Source organism: Azotobacter armeniacus (assembly GCF_054779355.1).
Genome location: NZ_BAAGYK010000001.1, coordinates 81998 through 98940 on the forward strand (window position 1 = coordinate 81998; position 16943 = coordinate 98940).

Genomic DNA, 16943 nt, shown 5'->3' on the forward strand with positions numbered 1-16943 from the left:
GGGGCTACTGGCCGATCAGCCGTTGAATACTGCGTCCACCGATTGCAGCGGATAGTGCTTCGGATAGGGCAGGGAGGCCACGCCGCTTTCGATGGCAGCCCTGGCCACGGCGTCGGAAACCACAGTGATCAGCCGCGGATCCATGGGCTTCGGAATGATGTAGTCACGACCGAACTCCAAGCCGGACACACCGTAGGCATCGCAGACCTCCTGGGGCACCGGCAGCTTGGCTAGCTCGCGCAGGGCATGAGCCGCGGCGATCTTCATCTCCTCGTTGATGCGGGTGGCGCGGACATCCAGGGCGCCACGGAAGATGAAAGGGAAGCCCAGCACATTGTTGACCTGGTTCGGATAGTCGGAGCGACCGGTGGCCATGATCACGTCGCTGCGCGTGGCATGGGCCAACTCCGGCTTGATCTCCGGGTCCGGATTGGAACAGGCGAAGACGATCGGATTCGGCGCCATGCGCAGCAGGTTTTCCGCACTCAGCAGATTGGCCCCGGACAGACCGACGAAAACGTCGGCGCCGTCGAGGGCATCGGCCAGGGTACGCTTGTCGGTTTCGTGGGCGAACACCGCCTTGTACTGATTCAGATCGTCGCGCCCGGAATGGATGACTCCCTGACGGTCGACCATGTGGATGTTCTCCACCTTGGCGCCCAGACTGACCAGCAGGCGCATGCAGGAGATGGCCGCAGCACCGGCGCCGAGACAGGCGATCTTGGCTGTTGCCAGCGTCTTGCCGGCGATTTCCAAGGCATTGAGCATACCGGCAGCGGTCACGATAGCAGTGCCGTGCTGGTCGTCATGGAAAACCGGAATGTCGCACTGCTCGATCAGAGCACGCTCGATCTCGAAGCACTCGGGCGCCTTGATGTCCTCCAGGTTGATGCCGCCGAAGGTGATGGAAATGCGCTTGACGGTATCGATGAAGGCCTGCGGGCTCTCTGCATCGACTTCGATGTCGAACACGTCGACGCCGGCGAAACGCTTGAACAGCACTCCCTTGCCCTCCATGACCGGCTTGGAGGCCAACGGGCCGAGATTGCCTAGACCGAGAATCGCAGTACCGTCGGAAATGACGGCAACCAGATTCGACTTGCCGGTGTATTGGTACGCCAGTTCGGGATCCCTGGCGATTTCCCGTACCGGCTCGGCAACGCCAGGGCTGTAGGCCAGCGACAGGTCGCGGGCCGTGACGGTAGGCTTGGTCAGCTCCACACTCAGCTTCCCGGGGCGTGGATGGGCATGGTATTCAAGAGCGGCGGTTTTGAGATCGGACATATTTTTAGTTTCCATTTTTTATAGTGTTGCGGCTTGCAAGCTGAGCATACGGCAAGACCGCGAGCACCAACAATAGCACTCATCGCCGCATGTCAAGGCCTCTGACACAAGACTTTTAGCCAATGCAGGTGTGACTCAAGGCTTGGCTTGGATAAAGAAAGACTGTTCCGCAGGCGCATCACGAATCCTCCATCCCAGCCTTGAGCGCCGCCACGAACAGGAAGGTCTGGCTCTCCTGCGACAGGACCACGGCCCCGCCAGGCCGGGGTACCGGGCACGACGCTGATATAGCCCTGCAAACTCTGCTGGCGCAGGGGCTGACCCGCGAGCTGACGGCGGTCATCGATACGCTGATGCAGGGGGGCCTCCGGCGCCAACCATGGATCGACGAATTCCAGGGTCAGACGATCAGCCCAGCCGATTGACCTGCTCCCAGCCCCGCGGAAGGCTCCGGGTGAAGTCCAGCGGGCCGCGGTGGAGCCAACGGCTGGTCTCCAGATCCTGGAGCGCACTCAGCATGACGAAACTGTTGTGCCCGCCGACCGGACAGGTCGCACAGCCAGCCAGCAATCCCGGCAGCAGGACTAAGCAGGCTTCATGGCTGTACCTCGAGCATGACCGGATGGGTCAGTGGCAGCACCCAGCGCGCCTGCCCCTTGTCCATGCGAGCGTGGCGGGAGCGATCGATCACCCAGCCGCGCGTCTCGATGCGCCGCCCCGGTAGGCGCTGCAGGGCGGGCAGATCGAACAGCCCGAGCAATTCCGGCTCGATGCGCAGGACCAGCGGCCCGTCCAGCGCGATCCACAGACCGCCGCGGTTGCGCTCGATCCCGCTCACCCGTGCACGGATCAGGGCGAAGCCACCGCGCTGCAACTGCTCCGGTGTCCTCCAGGCCGGGTGCCGCCACAGCCCCTTGCCGGCCGCCCGTGCCCGGCGCTCGGCCTGATGCAGGCAGCCGACCAACGCCCCGTTCGGCGCCACCGCCACCTGATAGCCAAGCCCCTCGGCGAGCAGCTGCGCTTCCCAGTTGCGCCCGCGCCCGTCATAGGCATGGGCCAGGGTGCGACCATAACGATCCCTGGCCTGACGCCCCAACTGCAGGCCGACCCGCCCATCGTTGGCCGCCACCAGTTGCCGCAGGCGCTCGCGCGCCGCCTCGGCGAAGGGCTCGGCCGGCCGCCCCCGGTGTTCGCGCTCCGGCGCATTGAGGCCGATCAGCCGTACCCTCCGGCCGCCGGCGAGGCGCAGGGTATCGCCGTCCACCACCTGCTCTACGCGGGCGGTCGACAACTTGCCCGGTGTCGGACAGAACGCTTGGGCAGGAATTCCCCAGACGACGGAAACGAAAAAGGCGCCCATCAGGGGCGCCTTTTTCAGCAGCTCGAAACAGCTCATCAGGCCTCCCTGGCCATCGGTGCTTACTTGGAGCCGAACACACCGAAACGCTGCTTGAAGCGATCGATACGGCCGCCGGTGTCGAGCACCTTCTGCTTGCCGGTATAGAAGGGGTGGCACTCGGAGCACACGTCGATGCTAAGGTTCTTGCCAAGGGTGGAGCGGGTCTTGATCACGTTCCCACAGCTGCAGGTCGCCTCGATCTCGGCGTAATTCGGATGGATATCGGCTTTCATGGAAAAAGTCCTCGGCTCTGGCGTACCGCCACCCGACCCTATGTCGGGCACCGTACGGAAACAGGCGGCGGATGATACCAGAGCACTGCCGCGATGCAAGCATGCGGGGCAGGGAAGTCGTCGTCCCTGCCCTGCGGCCTGCTAAGATTGCCGCTCCCCGCCAAGGTCTGCCCGCGTGCCCGTCCCGATCCTCCGTCTCGCCCTGCCCTCACCGCTGCGCCGCCTGTTCGACTACCGTGCGCCGCCCGGCGTGCCACCCGCCGTCCTGCAGCCGGGCATGCGCCTGCGCGTGCCGTTCGGCCGGCGCGAGGTGGTCGGCGTGCTGGTCGAGCTGAGCGGGCACAGCGAAGTGCCGGCGGACAAACTGAAAGCTGCCCTTGAGCTCCTCGATCCCCACCCGCCACTGCCGGCGAGCCTGCTCAGGCTGTGCCAGTGGACGGCCCACTACTATCAGCACAGCCTCGGCGACACCTTTGGCTGGGCCCTGCCGGCGCTGCTACGCCAAGGCGAGCCAGCCGAACTACGCCAGGAGCGCTGGTGGCATCTGACCGAAGGCGCACGCCCGGACGACCCGCGCCTGGCCCGCGCACCACGCCAGCGCGAGGCCCTGCAGGCCCTCGCCCAGCACCCCCACGGCGCGCCCCAGGCCCTGCTCGGCAAGCTGCAGCTGAACAGGGCCAGCCTCGACCTGCTACTGGCCAAGGGCCTGCTGCGCACCGAGGTGCGCAGCCACGCCCCCCGCGAACGGCACGGCGGCTGGCTGACCCAGGCCGAACTGCCGCTGAACGACGAACAGCGTGAGGCCGTCGAAGCGGTGCGCGCGGGTTTCGGCGGTTTCCACGCCTTCCTCCTCGCCGGCGTCACCGGCAGCGGCAAGACCGAGGTCTACCTGCAGCTGATCCACCAAGTACTCGAGGCCGGCCGGCAGGCGCTGGTACTGATCCCGGAAATCAACCTCGGACCGCAGACCCTGGAGCGCTTCACCCGCCGCTTCAACGCACGGATCGCCCTGCTCCACTCCGGCGTCAGCGACCGCGAGCGCCTGAACGCCTGGCTGGCGGCCCGCGATGGCGAGGCAGACATCATCATCGGCACCCGCTCGGCGCTCTTCACCCCGCTGAAGGACCCCGGCCTGATCATTGTCGACGAGGAGCACGACACCTCCTACAAGCAGCAGGAAAGCCTGCGCTATCACGCCCGCGATCTCGCCGTGGTGCGCGCCCGCCAGGAGGAGATCCCGATCCTGCTCGGCTCCGCCACGCCCTCCCTGGAGAGCCTGCACAATGCCCATACTGGCCGCTACGCCCTGCTCCAGCTCAGGCAGCGCGCAGGCCACGCCCGCCCGCCGCGCTTCCTGCGCCTGGACGTGAAGAGCCGGCCGCTCGATGCCGGGATCTCCCCGCCGCTGCAGCAGGCCATCGCCCGAACCCTTGCCGCCGGCCAGCAGGTGCTGGTATTCCTCAACCGCCGCGGCTTCGCGCCGACCCTGCTGTGCCACGACTGCGGCTGGATCGCCCAGTGTCCGCGCTGCGACGCGCGCCTGACCCTGCACCAGCGCCAGCACGAGCTGCGCTGCCACCACTGCGGCCACACCGAGGCCCAACCCACGGCTTGCCCGCAGTGCGCCCGGGTCGACCTGCGCCCGGTCGGTGCCGGCACCGAGCGCGCCGAGGAACGCCTGGCCACCCTATTTCCCGAGCATCCGGTGCTGCGCATCGACCGCGACAGTACCGCGCGCAAGGATGCGCTGCCCAAGCTGCTCGCCACCATCCACCGCGGCGAGCCCTGCCTGCTGGTCGGCACGCAGATGCTCGCCAAGGGCCATCACTTCCCCCGGGTCACCCTGGTGACGATCCTCGATGCCGACGGCGGCCTGTTCTCCGCCGACTTCCGCGCCAGCGAACGCATGGCCCAGTTGATCGTGCAGGTCGCCGGGCGCGCCGGGCGCGCCGAGGAGCCAGGCATGGTGATCATCCAAACTCACCTGGCCGACCACCCACTGCTGGTCCAGCTCGCCGAACAGGGCTACCTGGCCTTCGCCGAGCAGGCCCTCGAGGAGCGCCGCGCCACCGGCCTGCCACCGTTCTCCCACCTCGCCCTGCTGCGAGCCGAGGCACACCGGCCGGGCCAGGCCGAGGGTTTTCTCGAACAGGCCGGCGACGAGGCGCAGCAGCTGCTCGACGCGCTGCAGCTCGCCGGCATCGAATTGCTCGGCCCGGTGCCGGCGCCGATGGAGCGCCGCGCCGGCCGCTACCGGGCCCAGCTGCTGCTGCAGGCCGCCTCCCGTGCACCGCTGCGCCGCCTGCTCGGCCCCTGGTTGGCGGCACTCGAACGACTGCCCGGCACCCGCACGGTGCGCTGGTCACTGGATGTCGACCCGATCGACCTGTACTGAGGAGCAACGGCTGGCGGCGCCGGACTCGCAGCGGTTGGCAAGCCCGCCCCCGCCGCGGATAATGTCCGGTTTTCACAACCCGCCCTCCCGGTGCAATGACCCTCCGCGGCCAAGAGCAGACCATGAAAGACACGATTCGCCAGCTGATCCAGCAAGCCCTGACCCGCCTGACCGATGATGGCGTGCTCCCCGCGGGTCTGACGCCGGCGATCCAGGTGGAAAACACCAAGGACAAGAGCCACGGCGACTTCGCCAGCAACATCGCCATGATGCTGGCCAAGCCGGCCGGGTTGAAGCCGCGCGAGCTGGCCGAGAAGCTGATCGCCGCACTGCCCGCCAATGATTCGATCAGCAAGGTGGAAATCGCCGGCCCGGGCTTTCTCAACTTCTTCCAGAATAGCGACGCGCTGGCCCGGCGCCTGCAGAGGGCGCTGGCCGACGAGCGCCTCGGCGTGCGCAAGCATGGCGCCCTCCAGCGCGTGGTAGTCGACCTATCCTCGCCCAACCTGGCCAAGGAAATGCACGTTGGCCACCTGCGTTCGACCATCATCGGCGACGCCGTGGCGCGGGTGCTGGAATTCCTCGGCGACGCGGTGACCCGGCAGAACCACGTCGGCGACTGGGGCACCCAGTTCGGCATGCTGCTGGCCCACCTGGAGGAGAATCCGGCCGCTGCGGAGAGCGAGCTGGCCGACCTCGAGCAGTTCTACCGCGCCTCGAAGAAGCGCTTCGACGAGTCCGAAGCCTTCGCCGACCGCGCCCGCGAACTGGTAGTCAAGCTGCAGGCCGGCGAGGCGGAATGCCTGCGCCTGTGGCAGCGCTTCAACGAGGTGTCGCTGTCGCACTGCCAGGAAGTCTACGAGCGCCTCGGCGTACGCCTGACCCCGGACGACATCCGCGGCGAGAGCGCCTACAACGACGAGCTGCCGGGCATCGTCCAGACCCTGCGCGACAAGGGCCTCTTGACCGAAAGCGACGGCGCCCAGTGCGTGTTCCTCGACGAGTTCCAGAACGCCGAGGGCAATCCGCTGCCAGTGATCGTGCAGAAGGCCGGCGGCGGCTATCTCTACGCCACTACCGACCTCGCCGCGATGCGCTACCGCAGCCGGGTGCTCGAAGCCGACCGTGTGCTCTATTTCGTCGACCAACGCCAGGCCCTGCACTTCCAGATGGCCTTCGCGGTGGCGCGCCGCGCCGGCTTCGTGCGCGAGGACGCGGACCTCGAGCACATGGGCTTCGGCACCATGAACGGCGCCGACGGCCGCCCCTTCAAGACCCGCGACGGCGGCACGGTGAAGCTGATCGACCTGCTCGACGAAGCCGAGCAGCGCGCCTACGCCTTGGTCAAGGGCAAGAATCCGGAGCTTCCCGAGGACGAACTGCGCACCATCGCCCGCGCCGTTGGCATCGGCGCGGTGAAATACGCCGACCTGTCCAAGCACCGCACCAGCGACTACAGCTTCAACTTCGAGCTGATGCTGAGCTTCGAGGGCAACACCGCGCCCTACCTGCTCTACGCCTACACCCGGGTGGCCAGCGTGTTTCGCAAGCTGGGCAAGGGATTCGACGAGATCGACGGCAGCCTCGTCCTTGAGGCCGCACAGGAAGAGGCGCTGGCCGCACGGCTGGCGCAGTTCGGCGAAGTGCTCGGCAACGTCGCCGAGAAGGGCCTGCCGCACCTGCTCTGCACCTACCTCTATGACCTGGCCGGGCTATTCTCCAGCTTCTACGAGAACTGCCCTATCCTCGCCGCTGACACCCCGGCCCGCCAGCAAAGCCGTCTGCTGTTGGCCGCGCTGACCGGCCGCACCCTCAGGCAGGGCCTGGAACTGCTCGGCCTGGAAACACTGGAACGCATGTAAAAGGACTTATCCACCAGCATGGCAAAGAACAATGCCCCCAAACGCGGCGCCAGCCGCACCCCGCCGCCCCGCAAGCAGGAGATACCGGGCTGGCTCTGGCTGGCCTGCGGCCTGGCCGTCGGCGGCTTCGCGATGTTTCTGACCAAGCTCGAGCCGGGCAGCACCGCCATCAAGCGCGACACCACCGAGCAGCAGCCGGCCAAGGCGATGCAACAGCCGCCGAGCAAGCCCAGGTACGACTTCTATACCCTATTGCCGGAGTCGGAAGTCGTGGTGCCGCCGACGGCGCAGCAACAACCGCCGCAAGCACAGCTGCAGAAGCCGCCGCAACAGCCGCCAGCTCAGCCACCGCAGCCGGTACAGCAGCCGCAACCGATGCCGCCGGCGCAGCAGATGCAACAAACGGCGCAGGCACAACCGCCAGCCCAGCGTCCGGCCCAGCCCCCCCAACAACCCAAGCTGACGCCAGCCCAGGACGCTGCCCGCGCCGAGGCCCTGCTCAACGGCCGCACGCCGCCCGCCGTCACCGCCAAGCCGCCGGCCCTGGCCAAGGCCGCGCCGACCACCCAGTACTACCTGCAGGCCGGCTCGTTTCGCAGCAAGTCCGACGCGGAGGACACTCGGGCGCGCATCGCCCTCCTCGGCCAGAGCGTGCGCGTCGAAGTCGGCAACGTCCGCGGCGAAACCTGGCACCGCGTGGTGGCCGGCCCCTTCACCAGTCGCCAGCAGCTGGAGCAGGCGCAGAAGCAGCTGGCCGGCGACGGCTTCCGCAACCTGATGCCCCAGCAGCGCCAGACTCACTGACCCCCCCGGCGGGCCGCTCGCGCCGGCCCGCAACCCTCTCCCGCGCCCCCGTTGAAATCCTTCCGCTCCCCCCCCATATAGGCTCCACCCGGGCATTTCCGCCCCGCAGCGTGGAGACACTTCCTTGACCACCATCGTTTCAGTCCGCCGCCAAGGTAAAGTCGTCATGGGTGGCGACGGCCAGGTTTCCCTCGGCAACACCGTGATGAAGGGCAACGCGAAGAAGGTCCGGCGCCTCTATCACGGCCAGGTGCTGGCCGGGTTCGCCGGCGCCACCGCGGACGCCTTCACTCTCTTCGAGCGCTTCGAGGGCCAGCTGGAAAAACACCAGGGCCACCTGGTCCGTGCCGCCGTCGAGCTGGCCAAGGACTGGCGCACCGACCGCTCACTGAGCCGCCTGGAAGCCATGCTGGCGGTGGCCAACAAGGACGCCTCGCTGATCATCACCGGCAACGGCGACGTGGTCGAACCGGAAGAAAGCCTGATCGCCATGGGCTCCGGCGGCCCCTACGCGCAGGCTGCCGCGAAGGCGCTGCTGCTGCACACCGGCCTGTCCGCCCGCGAGGTCGCCGAGACCGCGCTGAACATTGCCGGCAGCATCTGCGTCTTCACCAACCAGAACCTGACCCTCGAGGAGCTGGACCTCGACTGAGCGTCCGCAGCTCATCCGGCCGCAGACCCGCGGTCGCCGAACAGAACGCCATGGCGGAGGGTCCCAAACCCGACGCCCCCCGCATGAAGCGAGCCTTACCCATGTCCATGACGCCCCGCGAAATCGTCCACGAACTCAACCGCCACATCATCGGCCAGGACGACGCCAAGCGCGCCGTCGCCATCGCCCTGCGCAACCGCTGGCGGCGCATGCAACTGCCGACCGAGCTGCGCGCCGAGGTGACGCCGAAGAACATCCTGATGATCGGCCCGACCGGCGTCGGCAAGACCGAGATCGCCCGCCGCCTGGCGCGCCTGGCGAACGCCCCGTTCATCAAGGTGGAGGCGACCAAGTTCACCGAGGTGGGCTATGTCGGCCGCGACGTGGAATCCATTGTCCGCGATCTGGCCGACGCGGCGGTGAAGATGATGCGCGAGCAGGAGATCCAGCGGGTGCGCTACCGCGCCGAGGACGCGGCCGAGGATCGCATCCTCGACGCGCTACTGCCGCCGGCACGCCAGGGCTTCGGCGACGAACCGGGACCGCGCGAGGACTCCAATACTCGCCAGCTGTTCCGCAAGCGCCTGCGCGAGGGCCAACTGAACGACAAGGAAATCGACATCGAGATCGCCGAAGCCCCCAGCGGCGTGGAAATCATGGCCCCGCCCGGCATGGAGGAGATGACCAGCCAGCTGCAGAACCTGTTCTCCAACATGGGCAAGGGCAAGAAGAAGAGCCACAAGTTGAAGGTCAAGGATGCGCTCAAACTGGTCCGCGACGAGGAGGCGGCCCGCCTGGTCAACGAGGAAGAGCTGAAGGCCCGCGCCCTGGAAGCGGTGGAGCAGAACGGCATCGTCTTCATCGACGAGATCGACAAGGTGGCCAAGCGCGCCAATGTCGGCGGCGCCGACGTCTCCCGCGAGGGGGTGCAGCGCGATCTGTTGCCACTGATCGAGGGCTGCACGGTGAACACCAAGCTGGGCATGGTCAAGACCGACCACATTCTGTTCATCGCCTCCGGCGCCTTTCATCTCGCCAAGCCCAGCGACCTGGTGCCGGAGCTGCAGGGCCGCCTGCCGATCCGCGTCGAGCTCAAGGCACTGACCCCGGAGGACTTCGAGCGCATCCTCACCGAGCCCCACGCCTCGCTGACCGAGCAGTACTGCGAGCTGCTGAAGACCGAGGGACTGGACATCGAATTCGCCGCCGACGGCATCAAGCGCATCGCCGAGATCGCCTGGCAGGTCAACGAGAAGACCGAAAACATCGGCGCGCGCCGCCTGCACACCCTGCTCGAGCGCTTGCTGGAGGAAGTCTCCTTCAGCGCCGCCGACCTGGCCGCCGACCACAGCGGCCGGTCGATCGTGATCGACGCCGCCTACGTCAACGGCCACCTCGGCGAACTGGCGCAGGACGAGGATCTGTCGCGCTATATCCTGTAAAAGGAGCCCGCTTGCCAGCGCCCCCTGACCGCCAGCAAGTCGGCGCCTACAACCTGCCTCGCCCACCGGAGCCTCGAAGATGCGCATGCCCACCGCCATCAAACTGCACAAGGCGTCGAAGACTCTCGAGCTGCACTATGGTCCCGACGAGCGGTACAGCCTCGGCGCCGAATTCCTCCGCGTGCACTCGCCTTCGGCGGAGGTGCGGGGCCATGGCAATCCCGTGCTGCAGTACGGCAAGCTCGGCGTCGCCCTGACCGGCGTCGAGCCGGTCGGCCAGTACGCCCTCAAGCTGATCTTCGACGATGGTCACGACAGCGGCCTCTACAGCTGGGACTACCTCTACCAGCTGGCCTGCGACCAGCCGCGCCTGTGGGCCGAGTACCTGGCCGAGCTGGAGCGTGCCGGCAAGTCCCGCGATCCCCACGAGTCGGTGGTCCGGCTGATGCTCTGAGCCGACCGCAGACGCCCCGGCAAGACAAACCCGACCTCCAGCATTAGAATGGCCGGCACATTTTTCCGGTGCCAGCGACATGAACAATCCGCGCAAGGGCCGCGAGGCCGAACCCACCACCCATTTCGGTTACCAGGACATCCCGGAAAGCCAGAAGGCACGGAAGGTCGCCGAGGTGTTCCACTCGGTGGCGGCCAAGTACGACCTGATGAACGACGTGCTCTCCGGCGGCCTGCACCGCCTGTGGAAGCGCTTCACCATCGAGCTGTCCGGCGTGCGCCGGGGCAACCGGGTGCTGGACATCGCCGGCGGCACCGGTGATCTGACCCGGCAGTTCTCCCGCTTGGTCGGCGAAAGCGGCGAGGTGGTGCTGGCCGACATCAACGACTCCATGCTCAAGGTCGGCCGCGACCGCCTGCTCGACAAGGGTGTGGCCGGCAATGTGCGCTTCGTCCAAGCCGACGCCGAGAAGCTGCCGTTCCCCGACAACCACTTCGATGTGGTCACCATCGCCTTCGGCCTGCGTAACGTCACCCACAAGGAGGACGCCCTGCGCTCCATGCTGCGGGTGCTGAAGCCGGGCGGCCGCCTCCTGGTGCTGGAATTCTCCAAGCCGTCCAACGCCCTGCTCGGCAAGGCTTACGACGCCTACTCCTTCGCCTTCATGCCGCTGGCTGGCAAGCTGATCACCAACGACGCCGACAGCTACCGCTACCTGGCCGAATCGATCCGCATGCACCCGGACCAGGAAACCCTCAAGGGCATGATGGTCGATGCCGGCTTCGAGCGCGTCACCTACCACAACATGACCGGCGGCATCGTCGCCCTGCACCGCGGCCTCAAGCCCTGATGCTCGGCATGGCCCTGCTCGCTGGCACGGAGCACGGACTCAACCGCCTGCTGCGCCTGGACGGCACCGCCCTGCCGCGCCTGGCCCGGCTGGCCGGCAGCGTGCTCGCGGTGCACTGCGCGGCGCCCGAGCTGACGCTCTATATCCTGCCGAACGCCGACGGCCTGCGCCTGGCCAGCCACTGGCAGGGCGAGGCCGACTGCACCCTGCACGCCCCCGCCGCGAGCCTGCTGCACCTGGCCACCAGCCGGCAGAAGACCGCCGTCCTGCACGGTCCTGAAGTCAGCCTGGAAGGCGACAGCGACAGCCTGCTGGCGCTCGTCGAGATCCTCCAGGATCTCGAACTGGACTGGGAATACGAGCTGTCGCGCTGGTTGGGCCCAGTGGCCACCCAGCTGCTCGCCAGCAGCCTGCAGCACAGCGCGCGCTGGAGCGGCCAGAGCCTGACCAGCCTGCGCCAGAATCTGGCCGACTACCTTGGCGAGGAGGCGCGCACCCTGGTCGGCCGCCACGAAGCCGAGGCACGCTTTGCCGAAGTCGACGCTCTCAGGCTGGCCATGGACCGCCTTGAGGCGCGCATCGCCCGCCTCGCTCACCCACAGGAACCCAGCGATAACGCATGAAGCTCCTCGCCGTCCGCCGCCTGCTGCGCATCCAAAGCGTCGTCGTCCGCTATCGCCTCGACGACCTGCTGTTCGACCTGCCACTGCTGCCCTGGTGGCTGCGTGCACTGGGCTACTGCCTGCCTTGGCGCTGGTTCCCGCGCAAGCGCAGCGAACTGCCGCGTGCCGCCCGGCTGCGCCTGGCCTTGCAGGACCTCGGGCCGATCTTCATCAAGTTCGGGCAGATCCTGTCGACCCGCCGTGATCTGCTGCCGACGGATATCGCCGACGAGCTGGTCTGGCTGCAGGACCGCGTGCCGCCCTTCGATCCGCAGCAGTCCGTGGCGCTGATCGAGGAGCAGCTGGGCGCCAGGATCGACGAGGTGTTTGCCCGCTTCGACAGCCAGCCGCTGGCCTCGGCCTCGGTCGCCCAGGTACATGCGGCGCAGCTGAAAAGCGGCGAGGAGGTGGTGGTCAAGGTGGTCCGCCCCGGCCTCAAGGCGGTGATCCGCCAGGACCTGGCCTGGCTCTACCTGTTCACCCGGCTGGCCGAGAGGGCCTCCACCGAGGCCCGGCGCCTGCATCTGGTGGACGTGGTCAGCGACTACGAGAAGACCATCTACGACGAGCTCGACCTGCTCCGCGAGGCGGCCAACGCCAGCCAGTTGCGGCGCAACTTCGAGAACTCACCGCTGCTCTACGTACCGCAGGTCCACTGGGACTGGTGCCGCCCCAAGGTGTTGGTGATGGAGCGCATCTACGGCGTACCGGTGACCGACCTGGCCGCCCTTGCCGACCAAGGCACCGACCTCAAGCTGCTCGCCGAGCGTGGCGTGGAGATCTTCTTCACCCAGGTGTTCCGCGACAGCTTCTTCCACGCCGACATGCACCCCGGCAACATCTTCGTCGGCACCCGTCAGCCCTGGGATCCGCAGTACATCGCTATCGATTGTGGCATCGTCGGCAGCCTGACTCCGGAGGATCAGGACTACCTGGCGCGCAACCTGATGGCCTTCTTCAAGCGCGACTACCGCAAGGTCGCGCAGTTGCACATCGACTCCGGCTGGGTGCCGGCGCAGACCAAGGTCAACGAGTTCGAGGCGGCGATCCGCACTGTCTGCGAGCCGATCTTCGAGAAGCCGCTGAAGGACATTTCCTTCGGCCAGCTGCTGCTGCGCCTGTTCCAGACCGCCCGGCGCTTCAACATGGAGGTCCAGCCGCAGCTGGTGCTGCTGCAGAAGACCCTGCTCAACATCGAGGGGCTCGGCCGTCAGCTCTACCCCGAGCTGGACCTGTGGGCCACCGCCAAGCCCTATCTGGAGCGCTGGATGCGCAAGCGCATGAGCCCGCGGGCCATGCTCGACAATCTGCAGGGCCAGCTCGAACAGCTGCCGCATCTGGCGCACATCACCCGCGAGGCGCTGGAAGGCATGGCCCGGCCGTCATGGGACAAGGTACCGCGGGAGCGGGCACGGGAGCGCCATGACCATCACATCCTGCGCCTGCTCGGCGCTGCGCTGCTGGCCGGCGGCCTGCTGCTCGCCAGCCAGGCGCCGCTGGCCACCGCAGACGCCTGGCCGAGCTGGCTGATGCTCGCCAGCGGCCTCTATCTGCTGGTACACCGCCGGCGCTTCCCTGACTGACCCGGTTGACGCAATGCCCGCGCGTTGCAACGGAGTGGACTATGAAAGACTGGTTGGACGAGATTCACTGGAACGCCGACGGCCTGGTGCCGGCCATCGCCCAGGATCACAAGACCGGGCGCATCCTGATGATGGCCTGGATGAACCGCGAGTCCCTGGCCCTGACCGCCCGGGAGAATCGTGCCATCTACTGGTCACGCTCGCGTGGTAAGCTTTGGAGCAAGGGCGAGGAGTCGGGCCACGTGCAGAAGGTCCATGAACTGCGCCTCGACTGCGACGCCGACGTGATCGTCCTGCAAGTCGAGCAACTCGGCGGCATCGCCTGCCACACCGGCCGCGAAAGCTGTTTCTACCGCATTTTCGAAGACGGCGCCTGGAAGGTCGTCGACCCGATCCTCAAGGACCCCGACGCCATCTACCACGCAGGACACCGTCATGAGTGACACCCTCAACCAGCTGGCCGAAGTGCTCGAGGCACGCAAGAACGCCGCCCCGGAAAGCTCCTATGTGGCCAACCTGTACCACAAGGGGCTGAACAAGATTCTGGAAAAGGTCGGCGAAGAATCGGTGGAAACCATCCTCGCCGCCAAGGATGCCGCGGCTAGTGGTGACTGCAGCGAGCTGATCCACGAGACGGCCGATCTCTGGTTCCACAGCCTGGTCATGCTCGCCGCCCTCGGCCAGCATCCCCAGGCGGTGCTCGACGAACTGGAGCGGCGCTTCGGTCTGTCCGGGCATGCGGAAAAGGCCGCCCGCCCGAAATCCTGAATACAGCAATCCCTTTACGTTTTTACGGAGCGAACCATCATGGGTTTTGGCGGCATCAGCATCTGGCAACTTCTGATCATTCTGCTCATCGTCGTCATGCTGTTCGGCACCAAGCGCCTGAAGAGCCTCGGCTCGGACCTGGGCGACGCGATCAAGGGCTTCCGCAAGTCGATGGATAACGAGGAGAACAAGGCGCCTCCCGTGGAAGAGCACAAGGGGCAGACCATCGAGGCCCAGGCACGCAAGGTCGAGGAACCGGCCAGGAAAGACTGACCATGTTCGACATCGGCTTCAGCGAACTCCTGCTGGTCGGCCTGGTCGCCCTGCTGGTGCTCGGCCCCGAGCGCCTACCGGTTGCTGCGCGCATGGCCGGGCTGTGGATCGGTCGCCTGAAACGCAGCTTCAACTCGCTCAAGACGGAAGTGGAGCGCGAGATCGGCGCCGACGAGATCCGCCGCCAGCTGCATAACGAGCGGATCCTCGAACTGGAGCGGGAGATGAAGCAGAGCCTCCAGCCGCCCGCGCCCTCCGCGCCGAGCGTGCCGGACAGCGCCCCGGCCAGCCCCGCGACGGCCCCTCAGCCCGCGCCCCTGGCCAGCGCCGAATCCCCCACCGCCCCTCCCGACAAGACGCCCAGCCCATGACAGCCAGACCGGACAGCGACCAGGACATGCCCCTGGTCGCGCACCTGACCGAGCTGCGCTCGCGCCTGCTGCGCAGCGTGGCGGTAGTGCTGCTGATCTTCGCCGCACTCTTCTACTTCGCCCAGGACATCTACGCCCTGGTCTCCGCCCCCCTGCGCGCCTACCTGCCGGAAGGCGCGACCATGATCGCCACCGGTGTGGCCTCGCCGTTCCTCGCGCCGTTCAAGCTGACCCTGATGGTGTCGCTGTTCCTCGCCATGCCGGTGGTCCTCTACCAGATCTGGGGCTTCATCGCGCCGGGGCTGTATCAGCACGAGAAGCGCATTGCCGTGCCGCTGATGGCCTCCAGCGTACTGCTCTTCTATGCCGGCATGGCCTTCGCCTACTTCGTGGTCTTTCCGATCATGTTCGGCTTCTTCGCCAGCGTGACCCCGGAAGGCGTGGCGATGATGACCGACATCGGCCAGTATCTGGACTTCGTGCTCACCCTGTTCTTCGCCTTCGGCGTGGCCTTCGAGGTGCCGGTGGCGACCTTCCTGCTGATTTGGGTGGGCATCGTCGACGTGGAGAGCCTGCGCCGGAGCCGCCCCTACGTGCTCGTCGTCTGCTTCGTGATCGGCATGCTGCTGACCCCGCCAGACATCTTCTCCCAGACCCTGCTCGCCGTGCCCATGTGGCTGCTGTTCGAGGTCGGGGTGTTTTTCGGCGCCCGCATCCGCCGCCGCCAGGAACCGGCCGAATCCGACGGTCAGCCGCAACCGTGAATCTGCTGCTGCTCGACGACGCTGACTTCGTCGACGCCGACCGGGTGATTCTGCGCGACCGCCGCCTGCGCCACCTGCAGGAGGTACACCGCGCCGAAGCCGGTGACCACCTGCGGGTCGGCCGCCTGGGCGGGACGATGGGCGAAGGCCGCCTGCTGCGCCTGGACGCCGAGGCGGCCGAACTGCAGGTGGCCTTCGACCAAGCCCCGCCGGCCAAGCTGCCCTTGACCCTGCTGCTCGCCCTGCCGCGACCGAAGATGCTCAGGCGCGTGCTGCAGACCGTCGCCGCCATGGGCGTGCCGCGCCTGGTGCTGCTCAACAGCTACCGGGTGGAGAAGAGCTTCTGGCAGACCCCCTTCCTCGAACCGGCGGCAATCCGCGAACAGCTGATCCTCGGCCTGGAACAGGCGCGCGACACGCTACTGCCGGAAGTGCTCGTCGAAAAGCGCTTCAAGCCCTTCGTCGAGGACCGCCTGCCGGCACTGGCCGCCGGTAGCCTCGGCCTGCTCGGCCATCCCGGCGACTTCCCCCCCTGCCCCCGCACCGTCGAACAACCGGTGACCCTGGCCATCGGACCGGAAGGCGGCTGGATTCCCTACGAGGTGGACAAGCTGCAGGCCGCCGGCCTTGCCCCAGTACAACTGGGCGAGCGCATCCTGCGCGTGGAAACCGCGGTGACCGCGCTGCTTGCGCGCCTGTTCTGAGCGCACACCTTCTCCCCTACCCTGTCACTCGTCCGGCGCATGACCTCGAGCTGCCCAGGGCTCGGCGCCGTGCGGCCAGCGCCACGGCCTGGGCATCCAGGCCGAGACGCAGCTCAAGAATGTCGCGCCCCCAGAGCGGTTCCGACGTCCAGGCGCAGCGGCGCCTGCTCCCGATGCTCCAGCACGAAGTTCCCCGCCAGGCCGGACGCCTGCAATCTGGAGAGTGCCTCGCGCACCACCGTGCGGCAGACTCCCTGCTTGCGCACGGTCTCGCTTTCCGGCGACAGCTTGTCGCCGGGGCCGTCTTGCCCTGCAAGGGTCCGCTAAAGCAATTGCCTGACCTAGGGCCTGTTAACACTATTTGCTATAATGCAGCAAATAGTGTTGAGACCGAGTGCCATGCAACTGACCGCCGAGCAATTCAAACAAATCGAAGGCTTGTT

At 67.1% G+C, this 16943-nt stretch carries 18 protein-coding genes and 1 pseudogene; 15 read left to right on the top strand and 4 right to left on the bottom strand.

Annotated features, from left to right (window positions below; translation table 11 throughout):
- Positions 1–15 precede the first annotated feature (15 nt).
- The 3 genes from ACYVD0_RS00340 to rpmE form a co-directional block, all read right to left on the bottom strand.
- A complete protein-coding gene (locus ACYVD0_RS00340; protein ID WP_460424922.1) occupies positions 16–1284 on the bottom strand; it encodes a malic enzyme family protein in 1269 nt (422 codons plus the stop codon).
- A 595-nt stretch (positions 1285–1879) separates the two neighbouring features.
- Positions 1880–2680, bottom strand: a complete 801-nt coding sequence (locus tag ACYVD0_RS00345) for a thermonuclease family protein (protein WP_460424923.1) — start codon at positions 2678–2680, stop codon at positions 1880–1882.
- Positions 2681–2703: 23 nt separating this feature from the next.
- Positions 2704–2916, bottom strand: a complete 213-nt coding sequence (gene rpmE, locus ACYVD0_RS00350) for a 50S ribosomal protein L31 (protein WP_460424924.1) — start codon at positions 2914–2916, stop codon at positions 2704–2706.
- 175 nt (positions 2917–3091) lie between these two features.
- On the opposite strand from rpmE, the gene ACYVD0_RS00355 reads away from it, so the two are divergent.
- The 15 genes from ACYVD0_RS00355 to ACYVD0_RS00425 all read left to right on the top strand — a co-directional run bounded on the left by ACYVD0_RS00355 (position 3092) and on the right by ACYVD0_RS00425 (position 16500).
- Entirely contained in the window at positions 3092–5311 is a 2220-nt protein-coding gene (locus ACYVD0_RS00355) for a primosomal protein N' (protein ID WP_460424925.1), read from the top strand.
- Positions 5312–5433: 122 nt separating this feature from the next.
- Positions 5434–7173: an arginine--tRNA ligase gene (argS, locus tag ACYVD0_RS00360; protein ID WP_460424926.1), complete on the top strand. Its 1740-nt coding sequence runs from the start codon at positions 5434–5436 to the stop codon at positions 7171–7173.
- Between the two features lie 18 nt (positions 7174–7191).
- The gene (locus ACYVD0_RS00365) at positions 7192–7977 is read left to right on the top strand and encodes an SPOR domain-containing protein (RefSeq protein ID WP_460424927.1); all 786 of its coding nucleotides are present in this window, start codon (positions 7192–7194) and stop codon (positions 7975–7977) included.
- Positions 7978–8101: 124 nt separating this feature from the next.
- On the top strand, positions 8102–8629 hold the full coding sequence (gene hslV / locus ACYVD0_RS00370; protein WP_460424928.1) for an ATP-dependent protease subunit HslV: 528 nt from the start codon (positions 8102–8104) through the stop codon (positions 8627–8629).
- Positions 8630–8730: 101 nt separating this feature from the next.
- A complete protein-coding gene (gene hslU, locus ACYVD0_RS00375) occupies positions 8731–10071 on the top strand; it encodes an HslU--HslV peptidase ATPase subunit (RefSeq protein ID WP_460424929.1) in 1341 nt (446 codons plus the stop codon).
- A gap of 79 nt (positions 10072–10150) precedes the next feature.
- Entirely contained in the window at positions 10151–10525 is a 375-nt protein-coding gene (locus ACYVD0_RS00380) for a gamma-butyrobetaine hydroxylase family protein (protein WP_460424930.1), read from the top strand.
- 79 nt (positions 10526–10604) lie between these two features.
- Positions 10605–11375 (top strand): class I SAM-dependent methyltransferase, encoded by a 771-nt coding sequence (gene ubiE, locus ACYVD0_RS00385; protein ID WP_460424931.1) that lies wholly within the window; start codon positions 10605–10607, stop codon positions 11373–11375.
- Positions 11375–11998 (top strand): ubiquinone biosynthesis accessory factor UbiJ, encoded by a 624-nt coding sequence (locus ACYVD0_RS00390; protein WP_460424932.1) that lies wholly within the window; start codon positions 11375–11377, stop codon positions 11996–11998. The genes ubiE and ACYVD0_RS00390 overlap by 1 nt, the downstream gene beginning before the upstream one ends.
- Positions 11995–13620 carry a protein kinase family protein gene (gene ubiB / locus ACYVD0_RS00395; RefSeq protein WP_460424933.1) on the top strand — a complete coding sequence of 542 codons (1626 nt, stop codon included), beginning with the start codon at positions 11995–11997 and terminating at the stop codon, positions 13618–13620. Before ACYVD0_RS00390 ends, ubiB begins: the two co-directional genes overlap by 4 nt.
- A gap of 41 nt (positions 13621–13661) precedes the next feature.
- Entirely contained in the window at positions 13662–14063 is a 402-nt protein-coding gene (gene hisI, locus ACYVD0_RS00400) for a phosphoribosyl-AMP cyclohydrolase (RefSeq protein WP_460424934.1), read from the top strand.
- Positions 14056–14388 (top strand): phosphoribosyl-ATP diphosphatase, encoded by a 333-nt coding sequence (locus ACYVD0_RS00405; RefSeq protein WP_460424935.1) that lies wholly within the window; start codon positions 14056–14058, stop codon positions 14386–14388. The genes hisI and ACYVD0_RS00405 overlap by 8 nt, the downstream gene beginning before the upstream one ends.
- 39 nt (positions 14389–14427) lie before the next feature.
- On the top strand, positions 14428–14661 hold the full coding sequence (tatA, locus tag ACYVD0_RS00410) for a Sec-independent protein translocase family protein (protein ID WP_460424936.1): 234 nt from the start codon (positions 14428–14430) through the stop codon (positions 14659–14661).
- A gap of 2 nt (positions 14662–14663) precedes the next feature.
- The gene (tatB, locus tag ACYVD0_RS00415) at positions 14664–15032 is read left to right on the top strand and encodes a Sec-independent protein translocase family protein (protein ID WP_460424937.1); all 369 of its coding nucleotides are present in this window, start codon (positions 14664–14666) and stop codon (positions 15030–15032) included.
- Positions 15029–15796: a TatC family protein gene (gene tatC / locus ACYVD0_RS00420; protein WP_460424938.1), complete on the top strand. Its 768-nt coding sequence runs from the start codon at positions 15029–15031 to the stop codon at positions 15794–15796. The genes tatB and tatC overlap by 4 nt, the downstream gene beginning before the upstream one ends.
- Positions 15793–16500 (top strand): 16S rRNA (uracil(1498)-N(3))-methyltransferase, encoded by a 708-nt coding sequence (locus tag ACYVD0_RS00425; RefSeq protein ID WP_460424939.1) that lies wholly within the window; start codon positions 15793–15795, stop codon positions 16498–16500. The genes tatC and ACYVD0_RS00425 overlap by 4 nt, the downstream gene beginning before the upstream one ends.
- 58 nt (positions 16501–16558) lie before the next feature.
- On the opposite strand, the pseudogene ACYVD0_RS00430 reads toward ACYVD0_RS00425, so the two are convergent.
- Positions 16559–16817: pseudogene (locus tag ACYVD0_RS00430) on the bottom strand (GntR family transcriptional regulator); the annotation flags it as partial.
- Between the last annotated feature and the right edge of the window lie 126 nt (positions 16818–16943).

Bases quoted from the DNA above. Each gene is read 5' to 3' on its own strand.
- ACYVD0_RS00390 (WP_460424932.1), top strand. From the start codon at position 11,375: ATGCTCGGCATGGCCCTGCTCGCTGGCACGGAGCACGGACTCAACCGC.
- hslU (WP_460424929.1), top strand. From the start codon at position 8,731: ATGTCCATGACGCCCCGCGAAATCGTCCACGAACTCAACCGCCACATC.
- ACYVD0_RS00405 (WP_460424935.1), top strand. From the start codon at position 14,056: ATGAGTGACACCCTCAACCAGCTGGCCGAAGTGCTCGAGGCACGCAAG.
- ACYVD0_RS00340 (WP_460424922.1), bottom strand. From the start codon at position 1,284: ATGTCCGATCTCAAAACCGCCGCTCTTGAATACCATGCCCATCCACGC.
- hisI (WP_460424934.1), top strand. From the start codon at position 13,662: ATGAAAGACTGGTTGGACGAGATTCACTGGAACGCCGACGGCCTGGTG.
- ubiE (WP_460424931.1), top strand. From the start codon at position 10,605: ATGAACAATCCGCGCAAGGGCCGCGAGGCCGAACCCACCACCCATTTC.
- argS (WP_460424926.1), top strand. From the start codon at position 5,434: ATGAAAGACACGATTCGCCAGCTGATCCAGCAAGCCCTGACCCGCCTG.
- tatA (WP_460424936.1), top strand. From the start codon at position 14,428: ATGGGTTTTGGCGGCATCAGCATCTGGCAACTTCTGATCATTCTGCTC.
- rpmE (WP_460424924.1), bottom strand. From the start codon at position 2,916: ATGAAAGCCGATATCCATCCGAATTACGCCGAGATCGAGGCGACCTGC.
- ACYVD0_RS00365 (WP_460424927.1), top strand. From the start codon at position 7,192: ATGGCAAAGAACAATGCCCCCAAACGCGGCGCCAGCCGCACCCCGCCG.
- ACYVD0_RS00345 (WP_460424923.1), bottom strand. From the start codon at position 2,680: ATGAGCTGTTTCGAGCTGCTGAAAAAGGCGCCCCTGATGGGCGCCTTT.
- ubiB (WP_460424933.1), top strand. From the start codon at position 11,995: ATGAAGCTCCTCGCCGTCCGCCGCCTGCTGCGCATCCAAAGCGTCGTC.
- tatC (WP_460424938.1), top strand. From the start codon at position 15,029: ATGACAGCCAGACCGGACAGCGACCAGGACATGCCCCTGGTCGCGCAC.
- ACYVD0_RS00380 (WP_460424930.1), top strand. From the start codon at position 10,151: ATGCGCATGCCCACCGCCATCAAACTGCACAAGGCGTCGAAGACTCTC.
- tatB (WP_460424937.1), top strand. From the start codon at position 14,664: ATGTTCGACATCGGCTTCAGCGAACTCCTGCTGGTCGGCCTGGTCGCC.